Source organism: Kitasatospora sp. NPDC093679 (genome assembly GCF_040683455.1).
In the GTDB taxonomy this organism is placed as follows: Bacteria; Actinomycetota; Actinomycetes; order Streptomycetales; family Streptomycetaceae; genus Kitasatospora; species Kitasatospora arboriphila.
The window spans coordinates 1-18,119 of record NZ_JBFBDW010000060.1; the positions used below are offsets into that span (position 1 = coordinate 1).

At 76.3% G+C, this 18,119-nt stretch carries 11 protein-coding genes; 3 read left to right on the plus strand and 8 right to left on the minus strand.

Annotated features, from left to right (window positions below):
* Positions 1-41 precede the first annotated feature (41 nt).
* The 8 genes from AB0O09_RS32885 to AB0O09_RS32920 all read right to left on the minus strand — a co-directional run bounded on the left by AB0O09_RS32885 (position 42) and on the right by AB0O09_RS32920 (position 14,181).
* Positions 42-1,529, minus strand: coding sequence for a SagB family peptide dehydrogenase (locus tag AB0O09_RS32885; RefSeq protein WP_363548271.1), 1,488 nt, complete (start codon positions 1,527-1,529; stop codon positions 42-44).
* Between the two features lie 58 nt (positions 1,530-1,587).
* Positions 1,588-3,843 (minus strand): TOMM precursor leader peptide-binding protein, encoded by a 2,256-nt coding sequence (locus AB0O09_RS32890; RefSeq protein ID WP_363548273.1) that lies wholly within the window; start codon positions 3,841-3,843, stop codon positions 1,588-1,590.
* A gap of 24 nt (positions 3,844-3,867) precedes the next feature.
* A complete protein-coding gene (locus tag AB0O09_RS32895; RefSeq protein WP_363548275.1) occupies positions 3,868-7,137 on the minus strand; it encodes a type 2 lanthipeptide synthetase LanM in 3,270 nt (1,089 codons plus the stop codon).
* A 1-nt stretch (position 7,138) separates the two neighbouring features.
* Positions 7,139-9,382 carry an ATP-binding cassette domain-containing protein gene (locus AB0O09_RS32900; protein ID WP_363548277.1) on the minus strand — a complete coding sequence of 748 codons (2,244 nt, stop codon included), beginning with the start codon at positions 9,380-9,382 and terminating at the stop codon, positions 7,139-7,141.
* Positions 9,379-11,691, minus strand: a complete 2,313-nt coding sequence (locus tag AB0O09_RS32905) for an ATP-binding cassette domain-containing protein (protein WP_363548279.1) — start codon at positions 11,689-11,691, stop codon at positions 9,379-9,381. The genes AB0O09_RS32900 and AB0O09_RS32905 overlap by 4 nt, the downstream gene beginning before the upstream one ends.
* Entirely contained in the window at positions 11,688-12,476 is a 789-nt protein-coding gene (locus AB0O09_RS32910; protein ID WP_363548281.1) for an acetyl-CoA carboxylase biotin carboxyl carrier protein subunit, read from the minus strand. The genes AB0O09_RS32905 and AB0O09_RS32910 overlap by 4 nt, the downstream gene beginning before the upstream one ends.
* A 185-nt stretch (positions 12,477-12,661) precedes the next feature.
* Complete coding sequence (locus AB0O09_RS32915; protein ID WP_363548283.1) at positions 12,662-13,912, minus strand: cytochrome P450; 1,251 nt, start codon at positions 13,910-13,912, stop codon at positions 12,662-12,664.
* Between the two features lie 104 nt (positions 13,913-14,016).
* Positions 14,017-14,181 carry a hypothetical protein gene (locus AB0O09_RS32920; protein WP_179419324.1) on the minus strand — a complete coding sequence of 55 codons (165 nt, stop codon included), beginning with the start codon at positions 14,179-14,181 and terminating at the stop codon, positions 14,017-14,019.
* A gap of 264 nt (positions 14,182-14,445) precedes the next feature.
* Between AB0O09_RS32920 and AB0O09_RS32925 the strand changes: the two genes are divergently transcribed.
* The 3 genes from AB0O09_RS32925 to AB0O09_RS32935 all read left to right on the plus strand — a co-directional run bounded on the left by AB0O09_RS32925 (position 14,446) and on the right by AB0O09_RS32935 (position 17,911).
* Positions 14,446-15,414, plus strand: coding sequence for an ABC transporter ATP-binding protein (locus AB0O09_RS32925; RefSeq protein WP_363548285.1), 969 nt, complete (start codon positions 14,446-14,448; stop codon positions 15,412-15,414).
* Entirely contained in the window at positions 15,411-16,292 is an 882-nt protein-coding gene (locus AB0O09_RS32930) for an ABC transporter permease (RefSeq protein ID WP_363548287.1), read from the plus strand. Before AB0O09_RS32925 ends, AB0O09_RS32930 begins: the two co-directional genes overlap by 4 nt.
* 119 nt (positions 16,293-16,411) lie before the next feature.
* Positions 16,412-17,911, plus strand: coding sequence for an NAD(P)/FAD-dependent oxidoreductase (locus tag AB0O09_RS32935; protein WP_363548289.1), 1,500 nt, complete (start codon positions 16,412-16,414; stop codon positions 17,909-17,911).
* Positions 17,912-18,119 lie beyond the last annotated feature (208 nt).

The following is an 18,119-nucleotide window of genomic DNA, read 5'->3' on the forward strand; positions in this document are numbered from 1 at the left end:
TCCGAATTGCGCAGTTCCCCGCGCCCCTGTTGGGCTCGGCCCTACCCCCTTGCCTCGGCGACCATGTCGGCGAAGCCGTGGGCGGTGCGGGGGACGTCGGACGGGCGGCTGCCGATGAGGAATTCGCCGACGGAGGACTCCGCCGTCCAGTCCAGGCCGAGCGCGCGGGCGGCCGCGTCGGTGTCACCCGAGCCGAGGCCGCAGGGGGCCAGCCCCATGGCCGTCGCCACCAGGTACAGCGTCTGGTAGACCACGCCGACGTGCTTGAGCGTCAACGCGTACGCGATCTGGCTGTACTTCCAGGAGAGCCGACCGAACCGCGAGGTCACCGTCAGGAGCACCTGCGGGTCGACGCTGCAGCCGGTCGCCCGCCAGGCCGCCGTCATCAGCTCGCGGAAGGCGGTCTCGTCCCCGGGCCCGGAGAAGGGCCGCGGGCGGAGCCGGTGTGCGGCCGCGTCGTACCGGTAGACCCCGGGCACCAGCCCCTCGCAGCGGACGACCGAGAGGTAGACCTCGAGTTCGCCGGTGGCGCCGCCGGCCGGGTAGGGCCGGTCGACGATGTCGTAGCCGTGCGGGTCGGCCGGGTCGCCGGGGATCACCCGTCGGACCCGGGCCACCCGGTAGAGCAGTTCGCCGAGCTGGTCGAGGGTGACGGGCCGCTCGGCGTAGGTGCGCACCGAGCGGCGGCCCTCCAGGACTTCGGAGAGGGCCGGGTCGCGGGCGAGCACCTCGTCCCAGTCGGGGACGGGCAGGTCGATGCCGGCACCCTCCTCGCGCGGGCCGGTGCCGGGGATCGCCGGCAGCTGGGCGACCTCGGGGTGGGCGAAGACGCCGCCGCTCGGGTAGTCGTGGCGGCCCGGGCGGCTGCGGGCGTGGAAGAGCAGGTCGTGGAAGTCCCAGAGCGGGGGTTCGCCCTGGGCGGTGTCGTCGAGGAAGCCCGCGCCGGCGAGCAGTCCGGCGAGGGAGCGTCCGGCGGCCGGGGCGAGGCCGGCCAGCAGGGCGGCCTCGTCCACCGAGCGGGAGGCGGTGACGGCTGCGACGAAGGCGCCCGCGGCGGGCCGGTGCAGGGTGAGCCGGAACGGCGCCGTGGGCGATTCGAGGACGCAGGCCCCGGCGTGCTCCTCGGGCAGCCGTCGCAGGTAGGCGAAGCGGGAGAGCACCGCGGTGTCGGCGGACCGGCCGAGGCCGGGCAGGCCGGCCGAGCGGGCGATGGGGACGGCGGTGGCCAGCGGCACGCCGAGCGGGTCGGCGAGCGTGGTGGTGACCAGGTACGGGAAGCGCCGCAGCAGGTGCAGCAGCCTGCCGCCTGCGGGGAGTTCGTCGAGGTCGACCTCGGTGCGGGTGAGTTCGGCGAGCCGGTCGACGGTGTCGGCGCCGAGGGCGTGGACCCGCTGGCGGCCCCAGGGGTGGCTGAGTTCGAGGTCGTCGCCCTGGGCGGTGACGACGACCTCGGGGCGCAGCCGCAGCAGGGTGCGCAGGGGGCCGCCGCCGGCCGCGAGGTCGGGCGGGAGCTGTTCGGTCACGGTCATGCGGAGTTCCTCCTCCGGGAGGGGCGGGCCGCCGAGCAGCACGGCGGCCCGCACGTCGTCAGATGAAGATCGGGACGGGGTTGAGGTCCTCCTCCCGGGTCGGCCGGTCGAGCCAGCCGAGGGCGAGCGGCACGTCGTAGAGGCGGCCGGGGGCGAAGCGGGCCCAGAAGTGCCGCATGCCGGGGACGATCACCTTGGCGACCGGCAGGCCGACGTCGGGGCGGGTCTGGTCGAGCACCAGGAACTCCATGCCGCGTTCCTCGACCAGGCGCTGGGCGAGCCGCAGGTCGTCGGCGAGGTCGGTGCCGGCGAGCTCCGCCCACCGGCCGGGGCCGGCGGCCGGGGCGGCGGGGTCGGGCAGCAGGTGGGGGTTGCCGGCGACGGTGGCGGTGGTCCACCAGGCCTTCTGCTCGGGGTCGGCGCCGGCGTAGTTGACCCGGCCCTCGGCGTCACCGGCGACGGGGCCGAGGAACTGGTTCATCTCGGTGAGCGCCCGGGTGAGCGCGATGTGCGGGTCGAGGTGGGCGCCGAAGGCGATCAGGATGTCCTCGGCGGGCTTGTCCAGGCGCCGGGAGAACGCGCCGACCACCGGGATGCCGAAGTCCGAGGTGAGGTCGAGCGCCCAGATCTCTCGGCGCAGCCCCCCGTAGATGTCGCGGAGTTCGGCGATGTACGGGTCGCCGAAGGCGTCCAGGTCGACGGCGGGCCGCTGGACCCGGTTGTACCACCAGAGGGCGGCGGCGTCGCGTTCGACGAGTTCCAGGAAGCCCTGCAGGGCGGCGTCCTCGAAGGAGGTTCCTGCCGCGCAGCCGTTGGAGTCGCCGGCGGCGAAGAAGCCGTGGCGGTGCCGGTAGCCGTAGTAGAGCGACATGGTGGGCAGCCAGCGGGTGCGCTGATCGGTGAGCGACCAGGCGGGCGACCATTCGATCCGGTCGTCCTCGCGGAACCGCTCGGGGACGGTGTTGAACATCGAGCGGCGGGCGTTCCAGCGGGCCCGATCCTCGTACTGGCGGTCGCTGTAGAGCAGGGTGCGGGCGGGGTGGATCGCGGCGTCGCCGAGTTCGGTGTAGCTGGCGGTGCGGCGGGCCTCGTCGCCCTGGAAGACGCCGGAGTAGCGTTCCATCGCCTCGCCGAGTGCGCTGGCCCGGGCCTGGACGTCGGTGCGGCCCTTGCCGCAGCTCACCGAGCGCAGGCCGGTGCGCAGTTGGCGCAGGTCGCCGCTCTGCCGGGAGAGGTTCTGCCCGGAGACGTACACCCGCAGGCCGGTGGGGGTGCGGGCGGCGGGTACCAGGGAGGTCACCACGCCGGTCACCGGGGAGAGTTGGGGCCGGTAGCGCTCCAGCATGTCCTCGGGGGAGGCGGAGCGGTGGCCGCCGTCGGCGGTGAAGGCCTTCGGCCGGGAGGTGAACTCGACGGGGGCGAGCTGGCGTTCGGCCATCAGGCCGGCCTCGCCGCAGGCCGGGCACTGCGGGCGGCGGACCAGCTTGTGGCGTTCGGCCTCCAGCAGCACGGTGTCGAAGGTGAGCACCACCGGCTCCGCGGGGCGCACCCCGGCGAGCCACTTGGCGGCCTCCAGGGCGGCGAGCTGGGCGCCGGTGCCGAGGGTGGGGGCGAGGTGGGCGCCGGCGGTGGAGATCGGGGTGTCCTGGCCGAGCCGGTGCTGCAGGTAGCTGAGCGACTGGCGGTTGGCGGAGAGCCGGTGGGCGAGGCACTCCCAGCAGCCGGTGGCACCGTCGGAGGGGCCCGGGACGAAGACCGGGCCGACCCAGACGATGGAGCCGACCGGGCGGGCGAGCAGCCAGGGGTGTCCGCTCGCGCGGGCGGCGCGGTCCCGGTCGGCGAGGCCGGGGTGCAGGTAGTCCTCGGTGAGGGCGACGGTGAATCCGGCGTTCTCGTCGACGGTGACGCCGGCGGCGGCGAGGGCGTCGAGGAAGGGCTGCGGGTCCAGGTCGCCGTACACCTCGACCCGGGCGCGGGAGGTGCGCAGGGCGGCGGAGGAGGCGGCGCCGTCCAGGCCGGCCATCTCCAGGTAGGCGGCGCCGGCCGGGTCGTCGACGGGCCCGGCGGGGGCGAGGTAGCCGCGGTCGCGGAGGGTGCCGACGGCGCCGAGGACCTTGTCGGCGGGCACGGTGCCGTCCAGCGCGGCGCCGATCTGCTCGGGGGTGCGGGTGCCGTCCAGCAGCGGGGCGAGGCGCTGGGCGAGGACGCCGTCGACCACACAGACGCCGCGCTCGGAGACCAGGTAGACGGCCTCGCCGTCGACGACGTACGGGGTGTAGTGGCGTTTGAAGCCGATCGCGGTGGTGTCGGACATGGCGGTCCCTCGGGTCTCGGGCGGTCAGCGCAGGGTGGCGAGCGGGGCGGTGGCGGGGTCGAGCAGGCGCAGCAGCAGCAGTCCGAGGGCGGCGGTGCCGTCCAGGGCGCCGAGGTTGATCCGGTCGTCGGCGGCCCGGTCGGGGTGCCAGCGGCCGGTGGCCGCGCGGCGGGCGATCAGCTCGCCGACGAGCAGCCCGGCAGCCTCCCGGCCGTCGTAGAACGGGCCGGGCAGCAGTGCGTCGGCGCCGTCGGGGACGGTGTGCAGCAGGCCGGCCTCGGCGGCGGTGAGCGCCTCGCCGGCGGTGGCGATCAGGTCGCGGGTGGTACGGCCGGCGATCTGCGCGGCGCCGACCGGCGGGGTGAGGGCGCCGAGTTCGGCGGGGTCGACGGTGCCGGCGCCGAGCGAGACTGCGGTGTCCAGGCAGGCGAGCCGGCCGGCCCGGGTGGCGGTGGCGAAGCGGTGGCCGCGGAGGCGTTCGCGGACGGTCTCGGGGGCGGCGAGCAGGCCGGGTGCCTCGGCGAGGGTGCGGGCGAGGGCGGCGGCGACCGAGTCGGGGCCGGCCGGGACGAGGTCGAGGAAGCCGTTGTCGGCCGGCTCCTCGTCCGGACCTGCGGCGAGGTGGTCGAGGGCCGCGGCGGCCAGGGTGCGGATGCCGTCCTCGGTCGGCGCGTGGCCGGGGCCGGTGGCGCGGCGCAGCCGCAGCAGGTTGAGCAGCAGGCCGGCGGTGCCCATCGGGGTGTCGGGCCGCGGGGTGCGGGCGGGGCGTCCGGGGCGGGGGTCGGCGGGGGTGGCGACGGCGAGTGCGCCGGGCACCAGGGCCCGGGCGCGGGCGAGGAGTTCGGGTTCGCCGAGCAGGACGCCGGCCCGGGCGAGGGCGTGGATCAGCGAGCCGGGGCCGGCCAGTCCGCCGGGGACGGGGGCGCCGGCGGCGAGCCGGGTGTCGGCGGCGAAGGCGAAGCCGCGCGGGGAGTCCGGGTCGATGAGGTCGGCGGCGGTGGTGAGGGCGTGCAGGGCGGCGCGGTGGAAGCGGGGTTCGCCGGTGGCGGCCCAGAGTTCGGCGAGCAGGACGGCGAGGCCGGGGGTGCCGGTGACGAGGTCGAGGCCGAGCACCTCGACCTGGCGCAGCCCGGTGCCGGGGTACCAGCTCTGGCCGAGCCAGCCGTGGCCGCGCCGGTCGGCGAGGATGCGGTCGCCGACGGCGACGGCGTGGCCGAGGAGTTCGCCGGAGCCGGGTGTGGTGGTGCGGCGGGGCCGGGCGGCGGTCGGGGCGGGCAGTTCGGTGCCGGCCCGGGCGGCGTCGATGCAGCCGGTGAGGACGGCGAGGTGGGTGTCGAGGTCGAAGGTGTCGAGTTCGGCGACCCGGTGCTGGAGGCGCTGCCAGCCGGTGCCCTGGAAGTGCCCGGGGATCTCCCGGCCGTCGGCGGTGAAGACCGAGGTGGAGGTGGTGAGCGAGCGGAAGAACGGGATGTCGAGGACGCGGTAGGAGTCGAGTTCGGCGAGGACGACGTCCAGCAGGTCGCCGCGGCCGGGGTCGCCGGCCCGGGCGGTGACGGCGCCGTGCAGGGCTCCGGCGATGACCGTCTCGCGGGTGGCGCCGCTGTCGAGGGCGAGCGGGCTGGTCGAGGCGCGGACGATCTTGTAACCGTCCCAGGTGTGCCGCCAGATGTAGCGCACCCAGATGCCCCGGAAGGGCGCCAGCGGGCCGTCCGCGGAGGCGAGTTCGCCGCGCAGCGCGTACAGCGCGGCGTGCATCTCGCGGTAGCCGGCGGTCAGCTCCTCGGTGTACTGCCACGGGTCGGCGGTCTCGCCGTCGTGGACGGGCCGGTACGGGGGCAGCGGCAGCGCGGGGACGCCGGGGGCGACCTCCAGGCTGCCGATCCGGGAGAGGCAGCCGATGTCGAGGGCGCCGGAGTGCTTGGCGGGCGTCCACGCCTGGAAGGCCATCGCGGTGCGCACCACGGTGGACTCCAGCTCGTCCAGCAGGCCGTGCTGGCCGGGGCTGAGCACCGGCGGCGCCTGCACCCGCGGGTAGAGCAGGCACTCCAGGTCGATCAGGGCGGGGTGCTCGCCGTCGGCGATCAGGTTGTCGGCCCACAGGTCGCGGCCCTCCAGCAGCTGGACGAGCCGGATCGTCATGCCGAGCCGCCGGTAGAAGCGGGCGAAGCCGCCGCGGTCCGCGCAGGGGCGGTGCGGGACGAGCTCCTCCCAGCCGTAGTCGCTCTCGCAGTCGGCGGCGAGCGAGGCGCCGTGGCCGTCGTCGCCGCGGTCGCTGCGCAGCAGCACGGTGCGGACCGGCAGGTCGAGCGGGAGCTCGCGGTTGAGCCGGCGCACCAGGCCGAGGTAGGCGGTGGCGTGCCGCATGTCCTTGGGCTTGTAGACCACGGCCCGGCCGTCGGCGAAGTGCAGCAGGGCGACCGAGCGGCCGCCGGCGTGCCGGTCGCCGGCGTCACCGCGGACCTGGTCGAGCGGGCCCGGGTCCACGCCCTGCCACAGCTGCTCGACGAGCAGCGCCCGGTCGGCGGCGAGCCGGGCGAACAGCTCGGTCTGCACGTGCTGCCACTGCCGGCAGACGGTGCCGACCAGGTACGCGAGGGCGGGCAGCCGCTCCAGCCGGGCGAGCCAGCCCTCGACGGAGGTGTCCAGGCCGCCGGCGGCGTCCCAGTCGGTGGCGCGCGGCCGGCCGGTGGCGGCCTGCAGTTCGTGGCAGAGCGAGAGGTTGCAGGCCTCGGTGAGCCGGGCGGTCAGGGCGCCGGCCAGGTCTGCGCGGGCCCGGTCGGTGACCGGGACGCCGAGGATCCCGCCGGGGCCGTCGGGCAGCAGCGCCCGGGCGGCGGCCCCGAAGGCGGCGGTGAGGGCGCCTGGCGCGGTGGTCTCCGGGCCGGGCGCGGCGGGCAGGGTGCGCAGGAAGGCGGCGAGGGCGAGCGCCCAGGGCGGCAGCGCGGCCGGGTCGGCGAGGACGACCGGGCGCAGGCCGTCGCCGAGCGGCCGGCCGGTCTCCGCGAGGTGGTCGAGCAGGACGCCCGCGCCGCCGTGGCCGCCGGCGGCGCGGCGCAGCCAGGTGTCGACGGCGGCGGCGCGGGCCCGCCGGTCCTCGTCCGGGTCGGGGGCGAAGTGCGCGGTGCCGTCCGGCCGGGCGGCGGCGCGGTCCTCGAAGGAGGCCGCGGCGGCCACCACGGCGCGCAGCCGCTCGTCGCCCCGGGCGGTGCCGGGGAGCAGCCGGGCGGGGCCGTCGGCACCCCCGTCGGCGGCTGCGTCGGCGGGGCGGAGCCAGGTCTGCAGGTCGAGCGACATCTCACATCTCCTGGAGTCGGGCGAGGCGGGTGAACAGCGGGTCGGTGCCGAGCAGTTCGTCGTACGTGCCGGTGGCGGTGACCCGCCCGCCGGAGAGCACGTGGATGCGGTCGGCGGTGCGGACGGTGCTGAGCCGGTGGGCGATGACGATGCGGGTGGTGTCGAGGCCGGCGACGGCCTCGGCGACCTTGCGCTGGGTGGCGTTGTCGAGGGCGGAGGTGGCTTCGTCGAGCAGCAGCACGGCGGGCCTGCGGACGAGGGCGCGGGCCAGCAGCAGCCGCTGGACCTGCCCGCCGGAGAAGCCCTGGGCGTCCTCGCCGATCCGGGTGCCGAGGCCGAGCGGCAGGCGGCGCAGGTCGTCGGCGATGCCGGCGAGTTCGGCGGCCTCCCAGATGCGGTCCTCGGTGACCTCGCTGTCGGTGCCGGCGAGGTTCTCCAGCAGTGAGCCGCGCAGCATCCGGCCGTGCTGGAGGACGGCGCCGAGCCGGCGGCGGACCAGCCGCGCGTCGAGGCCGGCGAGGTCCCGGCCGTCGTAGCGGACGGTCCCCGACTCCGGCTGCTCGAAGCCGAGCAGCAGCCGCACCAGGGTGGACTTGCCGGCGCCGGACGGGCCGACCACGGCGACCAGTTCGCCGGGTGCGGCGTGCAGCGAGACGCCGTCCAGGGCGGGGGCGGCGGTGCCCGGGTAGCGGAACACCGCGTTCTCCAGGGCGACGTCGCCGCCGAGCGGGCCGGGGTCGGCGAGTGCCCCGCGGCGCTCGCCCGGTGCGGACTCGGCGAGGATCGGCCGCAGCCGGTCCAGCACGGGGGCGATGCCGTAGGCGCCGGCGGCGGCGTGGGTGACCTGGCCGAGCGCCATGGCGACCTGGCCGGCGGCGACACCGGCGGCCATCAGGTGCCCGGACGGGGTGTCCCCGGCCGCCGTCGCGCCCGCCAGCAGCACCGCCAGCAGCAGCGGTTGCAGAGCGGCGGTCAGCGCACCGGCCGCGGCGTCGGCCCGCTGGGCGGCGGCGTCGGCCCGCTTCTGCGCGGCGAAGGGCACCGCCCAGCGGGCGAAGGCCTGGATCTCCCGGCCCGCCGTCTGGATCTTGTCGATGCCGAGCAGCAGCCCGTACAGCACGCCCTGCAGCCGGCCGTGCAGCGCGAACACCTCGCTCTCGTACCGCTGCCGGCGGCGGCCGAGGGCCAGCAGCAGCCCGGTGACCACCAGCACGGCGAGCAGCAGCAGCGCGCCGAGCCACGGGTCGACCAGCAGCAGCACGGTCAGCCCGGAGGTGGCGAACACCGCGCCGAGCACCGCGCCGACCAGCACCTCGGACATCGCCTGGCGGGCCTGGGCGACCGCGTTCGCCCGGTGCACCAGGTCGCCGGTGGTGAAGTCGCGGAAGAACCGGGCGTCGTGGCCCAGCAGCCGGTCCCAGACGGCCGGTTCCAACGCGGACTGCACCCGCCCGGTCAGCCGGACGGCCGCCGTGTTGCGGACGAGCACCAGCAACCAGGACGCCGCCACCGCCGACCCCAGCAGCAGGGCCAGCCAGCGGACGGGGTGCCGGTCCGCCGCGAGCAGCTGCGGCAGCAGCACGCCGGTGCTGAGCGGCACCAGCAGGCCGAGCAGGGCCGCGGCCAGGCCGGCCGCGGTGAGCCGGGCGAGGTCCCGGCGGGCACCCGGGACGGCCAGCACGAACCGGGCCAGCCCGGCCGGACCGAGCGCACCGGGCGGCAGCGGCGGGTACAGCAGCAGTGCCCGCCGCTGCAGCGCCACCCGGTGCCTGCGGCCGGCGGGTCGGGCACCCGCCGGGTCGTACCGCCGGTGGCCGCCGGACGGGCGCGGCACCAGCGCGATCGGACGGCCGTCGTCCGCGGCGAACCCGACCACCGGGCCGGCCAGCCCGGCCGGGTCGCCGTGCCCGTCCGGGTCCTCCGGCAGGGTGATCGGGCGGGACCGCACCCCGGCCGACCGCAGCAGCGCGGCCAGCGGGTCACGGGCCGTCCGCACCGCGGCGGGCAGGTCGGCGGGCGGTCGACCGTCCTCACCGCGGAGCCCGAGGCCGAGCGCGTCGAGGACGGCCCGGGCCCGGTCGGCCGGGTCGGTGGCGGCGGGCGGCGGCGCGGCGGGCGACGGACCCGCGGTGTGCAGCTCGCCGAGGGCGGCGGCCAGCGCCGCCCGGTTGGCGGCGGCGGTGGCGGCCGGGCCCGCCGTTGCGGGAGCCCGGTCGGCGGGAGCCGGGGTGGTGGCGGTGGTCATGCGGTCTCCTGGGGGCCGGTCGCCCGGTCGGCGAGCAGGGTGCCGGCGGGCGCGGTGTCGGCCAGCAGGGTGCGGTACGGGCCCGGGACGGCGGCGAGTTCGGCCGGGGTGCCCTGCTGGACGATCCGGCCGTCCGCGATCACCACGACCCGGTCGGCGGCCTGCACGGTGCTCAGCCGGTGGGCGAGCACCAGGCAGCTGGTGCCGCGGCGGCGAAGGTGCGCGTTGACGGCGGCCTCGGTGTGCGCGTCGAGCGCCGAGGTGGCCTCGTCCAGCACCAGCAGGGCCGGTTCCAGGGCGAGCGCCCGGGCGAGTTCCAGGCGCTGGCGCTCGCCGCCGGAGAGGTTGCGGGCGTCCTCCTCGATCCGGGCGCCGTCCGGGCCGCCGCGGCGGCGCACCAGTTCGGCGGCCTCGGCGTCGGCGAGCGCCCGGTGCAGGGCGTCCTCGGTCAGGGCCGGGTCCCAGAGCGTGAGGTTCTCCCGGACGGTTCCCTCGAAGAGCCGCAACTGCTGTTCCACGTAGGCGACCTGGGAGGTCACCACGGACCGGTGCCAGTCGTCGCGGGGGCGGCCGTCGAGCAGCACCCGGCCGCTCCACGGGCGGAGTACCCCGGCGGCGAGCCGGGCAACGGTGGACTTGCCGCTGCCGCTGGTGCCGACCACGGCGACCCACTCCCCCGGGCGGATCCGCAGCGAGATGCCGGAGATCGCCGGCGGCCGGTTGGGGTCGTAGCCGAAGGAGACGTCCTGCAGCTCCAATTCGCCGGTCAGCCGGGCGGGTTCGGCGGGGGCGTCGAGGACGGGGACGAGGAAGGGGTCCGGCTCGGTGGTCTCCACGTCCTCCAGCAGCGCGTTCTGCGCCCGGGCGACGGTGAACTCCGACCCGGTGCCGACCAGTTGGCCGACCGGCAGGAGGAAGCCGTTGAGCAGCAGCAGGAAGGCCACCAGGGTGCCCAGGGTGAGCGAGCCGCCGAGCAGCAGTGCGGTGCCGGCCACCACCACGGTCGCGGTGGCGGCCGAGTTGAGCGCACCCGGCAGCGACAGCGGCACGATCACCGCGGTCGTGACCTTCTGGCCGGTCTCCATCGCCCGGGCCTGCCAGCCCGCCCAGGAACGGAAGAAGGAGTCCTCGGCGCCCTCCGCCTTGACCGTCTCGATCGCCGACACCCCGGCGAAGGCGACGCCGTCGCGCTTGTACTGCTCGGCGTGCAGCCGGTGCACCAGGCCGCCGCGGCGCCGGTCGGCGACCCTCAGCGCCAGTACGTCCAGCACCGCGACGGCGACCGGCACGGCCACGAGCCGGGGTTCCAGCCAGGCCAGCGCGCCCAGGTGGACGGCGGCTCCGGCGGCGGAGGCGGCGGCGCCCGCGGCCCGGTACGAGAGCAGCGCGGCCAGGCCGTCGTTCATCTGCACCCGGGTCACCAGGCCGCCGAGCTGCCGCCGGTGGAAGAACGAACCCGGCAGCCGCAGCATCCGCCAGAGGAAGCCGGACGAGCCGCGGGCGGCCATCGCCTCCAGCACCCGGTTGACCAGGCTCTGCTGCAGCCAGGTGCCGAGCAGCACCGTCACGGCGACCGCAGCCGCCGTCAGGGTCAGCGGCAGCGCCCAGGAGGCGGTGCCGGCCGGGGTCACCGAGGCGAGGTAGGCGCGCAGCAGGAACGCCGCCGCGACCCCCGGCACTGCCAGCAGCACCGCCAGCAGCACGGCGAGCAGCAGCGGTCCGGCGAACGGCCGCATCCGCCCGGCCAGGGCGTGCAGCAGCGGGAAGCGGCGGCCGCCGCGCTCGAAGTCCGGGCCCGGCTCGAAGCCGACCGCGATCCCGGCGAAGGACTCCCAGAACTCCCCGGGTGAGGCCGAGTAGGTGCCCAGCGAGGGGTCGTTGATGTGCACCCGGCCGCGCCGGACGCCCTCGAAGACGGCGAAGTGCGGGCCGGTGACCAGCACCATCGACGGCACCGGCACCTTCTCCAGGCCGAGCAGCCTGCTCTCGGCGCGCACCACCCGGCGGCCGCGGGCGATCAGCCCGTACCGGCCGGCGGCGCGGGCCACCGCGGCGGCGCTCACCCCGTCCCGGCTCACCCCGCAGGACCGGGACGCCTCCTGCAGGGTCACCCGCCGGCCGAAGGCGCCGAGCACCACGGCCAGGCAGGCGGCGCCGCAGTCCTGCTCCTCCATTTGCGGCACGACCGGGGTGCGCAGGTGGCGGCGCGGCCTGCGCCGCCGCGGAGCCTTCGCGGGCTCCTCCTGCGCGGCGGCCGGACGGGGTGTGTCGGCGGCCGCGGCCGGACTCTCCCGGACGTCGAGGCTCATCGCGCGACCCCCTTGCCGAGCACGGCCTGGTACGGGTGGCGGGCGCCGAGGTCGAGTTTCACGGTGACCGGCAGCGGGCCGGGCAGCGCGGCCGCCGACCGCTGCACTGCGGGCGGGAGTTCGGCGTACGCCGTCCAGACCGGGGCCGCACCGGCGGGCAGGCCCGGCAGCGCGACGGGCAGGGTGCCGTCCAGCGAGTCGGCGCGGGCCGGCAGCGGGTCGACGGCGGTGATCACGGCCCGGACGGGTGCCCCACCGGGGACGGGGACGAGCACCGTCCGGCCCGGCCGCAGCTCCCCGGCCCGCGTCGGGTCGGTGGCGAACAGCCGGACGGTCAGCGGGAGTCCGGCCGGGTCGAGGGTGAGGACGGGGGCGCCTGGGGCCAGCAGCCCGCCGGGGGCGGCCGCCAGCGCGGAGACGGTGCCCGCCCGGTCGGCCCGCAGCTCGGACTGCCGTCCGTCGGCGCCGCGCAGCACGGCTACGGCCTGTCCGGCCGCCACCCGCTCACCGGGCGACACCAGCAGCCGGACGAGCGTGCCCGCCTGCTCGGCCCGGACGGTCGCCGGGGCCGAGCCGTGGGCCACCACCGCGGGCAGGGCCACGGTGTGCGGCAGCGTGCCGAACACCACCCAGGCCGTCCCGGCGCCGACCGCGAGCAGCAGCGCCGCCGCAGCGGCCGACAGCCGCGCGCCGACCAGCCGCACCGGCCGGTCCAGCCCGGGTTCGAGGACGGCGGCGGCCCGCCCGGCGGCCGCCGCGGTGGCGGCGGTGGGCGCCGCGGTCACGGCGGTTGCCGCTGGTGCTGCTGGTACCGCTGCCGTGCTCACCGCGCCGGGCGGTGCGGCCTCGGAAGGTGCGGGCTCGGGCGGTGGCGTCGACGTCGGGGCCCGCTCCCCCGCCACGGTGGGCGTCGGGGTCGGTGCGGCGCTCGTGCCGCCGCGTCGGGTGCGCTTCCTGGTGGCGGTGCCGCTCATGCCTGCCCCACCTCCGTGAGGACCGGTCGGGGCGGGCAGTGCAGCGGGAGTTCGCGCAGGCCGCCGAAGACGAACTGGGTGCTCCACGGGGCCGTCCGGGTGGTGAGCGGGGTGCTGAGGGTGCGGTGTTCGCCGGCTGCGGCGAGGCCCCGCAGGACTGCGGCCCCCGCCATCAGGGAGAGCGGGGCGCCGAGGCAGTGGTGCGGACCGTGGCCGAAGGCCAGGTGGCGCGGTTCGGCCCGGTCCGGGTCGAAGCGGTCGGGGTCGGCGAAGCGCCGCGGGTCCCGGTTGGCGGCGGCGTACAGCAGCAGGACGACCCGGCCGGTGGGGATGACGGTGCCGGCGACCTCCACCTCCCGGGTGAGGGCGCGGGCGCTGGCCCGGACGGGGCTGCCGAGCCGCTGCGCCTCGTCGAAGACGGCGGCGGCGTCGGCGGGCCGCTCGCACAGCCGCTCGGCGAGGCCGGGGGTGTGCAGCAACTGCCATACGGCGAAGGAGAGTCCCGAGGTGAGTGTCTCCAGACCGTTGGCCAGCAGCATGACGACGAAGGCCAGCAGGTCCCGGTCGTCGAGCCGGCCCTCGCCGCGGGCAACGGCGAGCCGGCTGATCAGGTCGTCGCCGGGCCGGGCCGCGCGGGCCGCGCAGAGTTCCTCCACGTAGCCGCGGAACTCCTCGAACTCCACGTCGAGTTCGGCGATGCGGGCGGCGCCCTCGGTGCCGTCGAAGTCGTCGAGCAGCGAGCGGGCGACCAGGCGGGCCCAGCCGGTGACGCGTTCCTGCTCGGTGTCGGGGATGTCGAGGATCGCGCAGGAGACGGCGACCGGCAGCGGCACGGACAGGTCGGCGACGACGTCGAACGAGCCCGCGTCGAGCAGGGGTTCGAGCATCCGCTCGACGGTGCTCTCGATGCGCTCCCGCATCTGCTCCAGCCGGCGGGCGCTGAAGGCGGTGGTGGCGAGCCGCTTGAGCCGGGTGTGGTCGGCGCCGTCGCGCATCGGCAGCATCCGGTCGACCACCCGGGAGAGCGCGGTGGCGCCGGCCCGTGGCAGGCCCACGGCGGTCGGGTCGACGGCGGTGCCGGGGTGCATGAGGACGGTGACGATCTCCTCGTAGCCGGACACGACGTGCACCCGGCCGAGGTCGAGGACCGGCGCCTCGGCGAGCAACCGGCGGTAGAGCGCGGGTGGGTCCTGCTGCGCTGCGGGCTGTTGGATGAACCGCGTCAGCTCGTGCCGGAGGCTGTCCATGCCCGGCTCTCCTCAACTGGGTCGGTGGGGGTGCTGAGTTGGGGGCGGAAACAGGGGTGCCGCGGTGGAACCCGCGAGGCGGGCCCACCGCGGCACAGGACCCGTTACTCCGCGGCGGTCTCGGCGACCGAGTTGGACACGGAGCTGAAGCTGGAGACCGGGCAGGCGGCGCAGGCCAGCGAGCTGACGCTGATGCCACCGTTGACGGTGTCGAGCTCCTCGACCTCGATGTCGAACTGCTCGTTCTCGGTGATCTCGTTCTCGGCCATGGTGGTCTCCCTCCGATGGTCGGCGCCGCTCCCCGGCCGGGGCCCGGTCACCGTTCTCCGCCTTCGCCCGCCGGCCTTTTCTCCGGCTCGCTCTCGGCGACGAGAAAAATATGCACCGGGGGCACAGGAGTGCGACAGTAAGGGATGTCAGGAAATCATCCATGGAAAATGACACACCCCCTCTCATGACATTTTGAACCCATTCTGACCTGCACATATGTGGACTCTTGCCTTGACCGTCCACCACCCCTCACGCTGTATTCCATGACATCCACCATCAGCTCCGGAATTCCCGGGACGGCAGCCGTGGAGGTGCGGGACCTGCACCGCCGATACGGCGATTACGAGGCGGTGCGCGGTGTGTCCTTCACCGTCGCCCGCGGAGAACTCTTCGCCCTGCTCGGCACCAACGGCGCCGGCAAGACGACCACCCTGGAGGTGCTGGAGGGCTACGGCCCGCCCAGCTCCGGCACGGTCCGGGTGTTCGGCCTGGACCCGTACGCGCAGGGCCCCGAGGTCCGCCGGCGCACCGGCGTGATGCTCCAGGAGGGCGGCTTCTTCAAGGAGTTGACCGTCGCGGAGACGGTCGACTCCTGGCGGGGCTTCCTCACCGGGCCGCGGCCGACCGCCGAGGTGCTGGCCCAGGTCGGCCTCACCGAGCGGGCGGGCACCCGGGTCGCCCAGCTGTCCGGCGGCGAACGGCGCCGACTGGACCTCGCCCTGGCCGTGCTGAACGCCCCCGACCTGCTCTTCCTGGACGAGCCCACCACCGGCATGGACCCGGAGGCCCGCCGCACCACCTGGCGGATCGTCAAGGAGCTACAGGCCTCCGGCACCACCGTGCTGCTCACCACCCACTACCTGGAGGAGGCCCAGCAGTTGGCCGACCGGGTGGCCATCATGGACAAGGGCCGGCTGGCCGCGGTCGGCACGGTGGAGGAGGTGCTCTCCGGGCACGGCACTAGGATCACCTTCCCGCTGCCGGAGGGCGTCAGCGAGGCCCAACTGCCCCAGGTGACGGGCGGGTCGGCGAGCGTCACGGACGGCGTCGCGGTGTACACGGCGGCCCGAACCGCCCCGGCCCTGGCCGCGCTGCACGCCTGGGCGGCCGAGTGGTCGGTGGAGCTGGACGGCATCGAGGTGCGGTCCGCCTCCCTGGAGGACGTCTTCCTGGAACTGGCGCACGACGGCCGCGGCACCGACGCGACGCACGAAGGGGCAGGTGCACGATGACCACCACCGACACGACGGGCGCGCTCGCGGCCCGCCGCACCGAAGCCGCCCCCGCGGTGGCCGCACCGCACGGCCGGCCGGGCTACGCCCGCGGCCAGTTCCTGCTCTCCTGGCGGGTGTTCTGGCGCAACCGGCGGTCCACCTTCATCGGCTTCCTGCTGCCGGTGCTGCTCAACCTGGTGGTCGCGGCCCCGCTGCGCGGCAAGGAGATCGCCGGGGTGAACGCGGCCGGCTACACCACCGTCGGCTTCATCGGCCTGGCGCTGGTGACCTCGTTCATCAACCTGCTGAACGGGGTGGTCGCCCGCCGCGACGACCTCGTCCTCAAGCGGCTGCGCGGCACCGAGGTCCCGCCGACGGCGATCTTCGCCGGTCAGATCGGCGCGGGCGGCGCCGTGGTGCTGCTGCAGGTGCTGGTGCTGGGCGCAGTCTCGGTCGGCTGGTTCGGGGCGGAGCCGCCCGCCGACCCGCTGCTCTTCCTGCTCACCGTGGTCGGCGGCTACCTGCTCTTCGCGGTGCTCGCCGTGGCGCTCTCCGGGGTGACCCCCAGCGCGGAGGCGGCGCCGATGGTGGCCACGCCGGTGCTGCTGCTCTGCATGTTCGGCAGCGGCGTGGTCGCCCCGCTGGCCTCGATGCCCGACTGGCTGCAGCCCGCCGCGCACGTGCTGCCGCTCGCCCCGGTCGTGGAGACCCTGCGGACGGCCTGGTTCGGCCGCGGTTTCGGCCACGAGACCTGGGCGGGCGCCCCGCTGGAGCGGCTCGACCTGCTGCACGGCTGGGCGCACGCCACCCCCTCGCTGCTGATGATCGCCGCCTGGGTCGCCGCCGCGGCCGTCCTGGGCCGCCGGTTGTTCCGCTGGGAGCCCCGCCGCGGCTGACCGCCGCACCGCCCGGCGCGCACCCCCGACCGCCCGGGGGTGCGCGGGGCCGCCGCCCGGGTGTGCGAGAGTGCGGACGGACGGATCGTCAACGGGCGGGTACGAGGAGCGTGGGCGCGGTGGCAGGGCGGGCTTCCGGCAGCACGGCGGACGGCGGCGGGGGCGGCCGGGTCGACGCGGTGGTGGTCGGCTCCGGGCCGAACGGGCTCGCCGCCGCACTGCTGCTCGCCGCGGCCGGCCTGGAGACCGTCGTGTACGAGGCCGCCGACACCGTGGGCGGCGGCATGCGCACCGCCGAGACCACCCTGCCCGGCTTCCGGCACGACCTCTGCTCGGTCGCCCACCCGATGGCCCTGGCCTCGCCGTTCTTCCGTGCCTTCGGCCTCGCCGACCGGGTCGACCTGCTGCAGCCCCCGGCGCCGTACGCGCAGCCGCTGGACGGCGCCCCGGCCGGGATCGCCTACCGCGACCTGGACCGCACCGCCGAACGGCTCGGCCGCGACGGCCGCTCCTGGCGTGCCCTGTTCGGCCCGCTGGTGGACCGCTGGCAGGGCACGGTCGACGCCGCGCTCTCCGACCAGCGCCGGCTGCCCGCCGATCCGCTGACGGCGATTCGACTGGGCCTGCGGGTCGCCGAGTTCGGCACCCCGGCCTGGGGCGCGCGGTTCCGCGACCCGGCCGCCCGGGCGATGCTCGCCGGCGTCGCCGCGCACGCCGTCGCCCCGCCGCGCGCCCTGGCCCCGGCCGGCGCCGGCCTGCTGCTGGCCGCCCTTGGGCACGCCGTCGGCTGGCCGGTGCCGCGCGGCGGCAGCCAGGCGATCGCCGACGCCATGACCGCCGAACTCATCCGCCGCGGCGGCCGGATCGTCACCGGCCACCGGGTCGGATCGCTGGCCGAACTCCCGCCCGCCCGGGCCGTCCTGCTCGACCTCACGCCCGCCGGCCTGCTCCACCTGGCGGGGCCCGCACTGCCCGAGGGGTACGCCCGGCGGCTGCGCGCCTTCCGGTACGGCTCGGCCGTCTGCAAGGTCGACTTCGCGCTGGCCGGCCCGGTGCCGTGGGCCGACCCGGCCTGCGCCGAGGCGGGCACCCTGCACCTGTCCGGCACCCGCGAGGAGACCGTCGCCGTCGAACGCGAGGTCGCCGCGGGCCGCCACGCGGCACGGCCGTACGTGCTGGCGGTGCAGCCGGGGGTCGTCGACCCGGGCCGGGCGCCCTCCGGGATGCACACCCTGTACAGCTACGCCCATGTGCCGCACGGCTCGACGGTGGACGTCGGCGAGGCCGTGGAACGGCAGGTCGAGCGCTTCGCCCCCGGCTTCCGCGACCTCGTCCTCGCCCGGTCGGCCACCACCGCGGCCGACCAGCAGTTGCACAACGCCAACCACGTCGGCGGCGACATCGGCGGCGGTGCGATGTCGCTGTGGCAGACCGTCTTCCGTCCCGTCCCCGCCCTCGACCCGTACGCCACCCCCCTCGACGGCGTCTACCTCTGCTCCTCCTCCACCCCGCCCGGCCCCGGCGTCCACGGCATGGCCGGCCTGCACGCCGCCCGCCGCGCCCTGAAGCACCGCTTCGGCCTCACCGGTGACCCCCTGGCGGCCCTGGGCCGCCGGTGAACGGACGTGACGTCAGACACAGACCGCTGAGCGGCATGTCCGGATTTGTTCGGACTGCTGCACACCCGATCTGACGTGCTGATACGTCAACTCATCCCCGCTGGGGGGATGGTTTTGACTCAACTGGCGGACGTCCCCGAAACTGCGCAGTCGCATCATCTGATTGAGTGGATTTCAGGTATGAGACTGGTTGTGGACAACCACGACC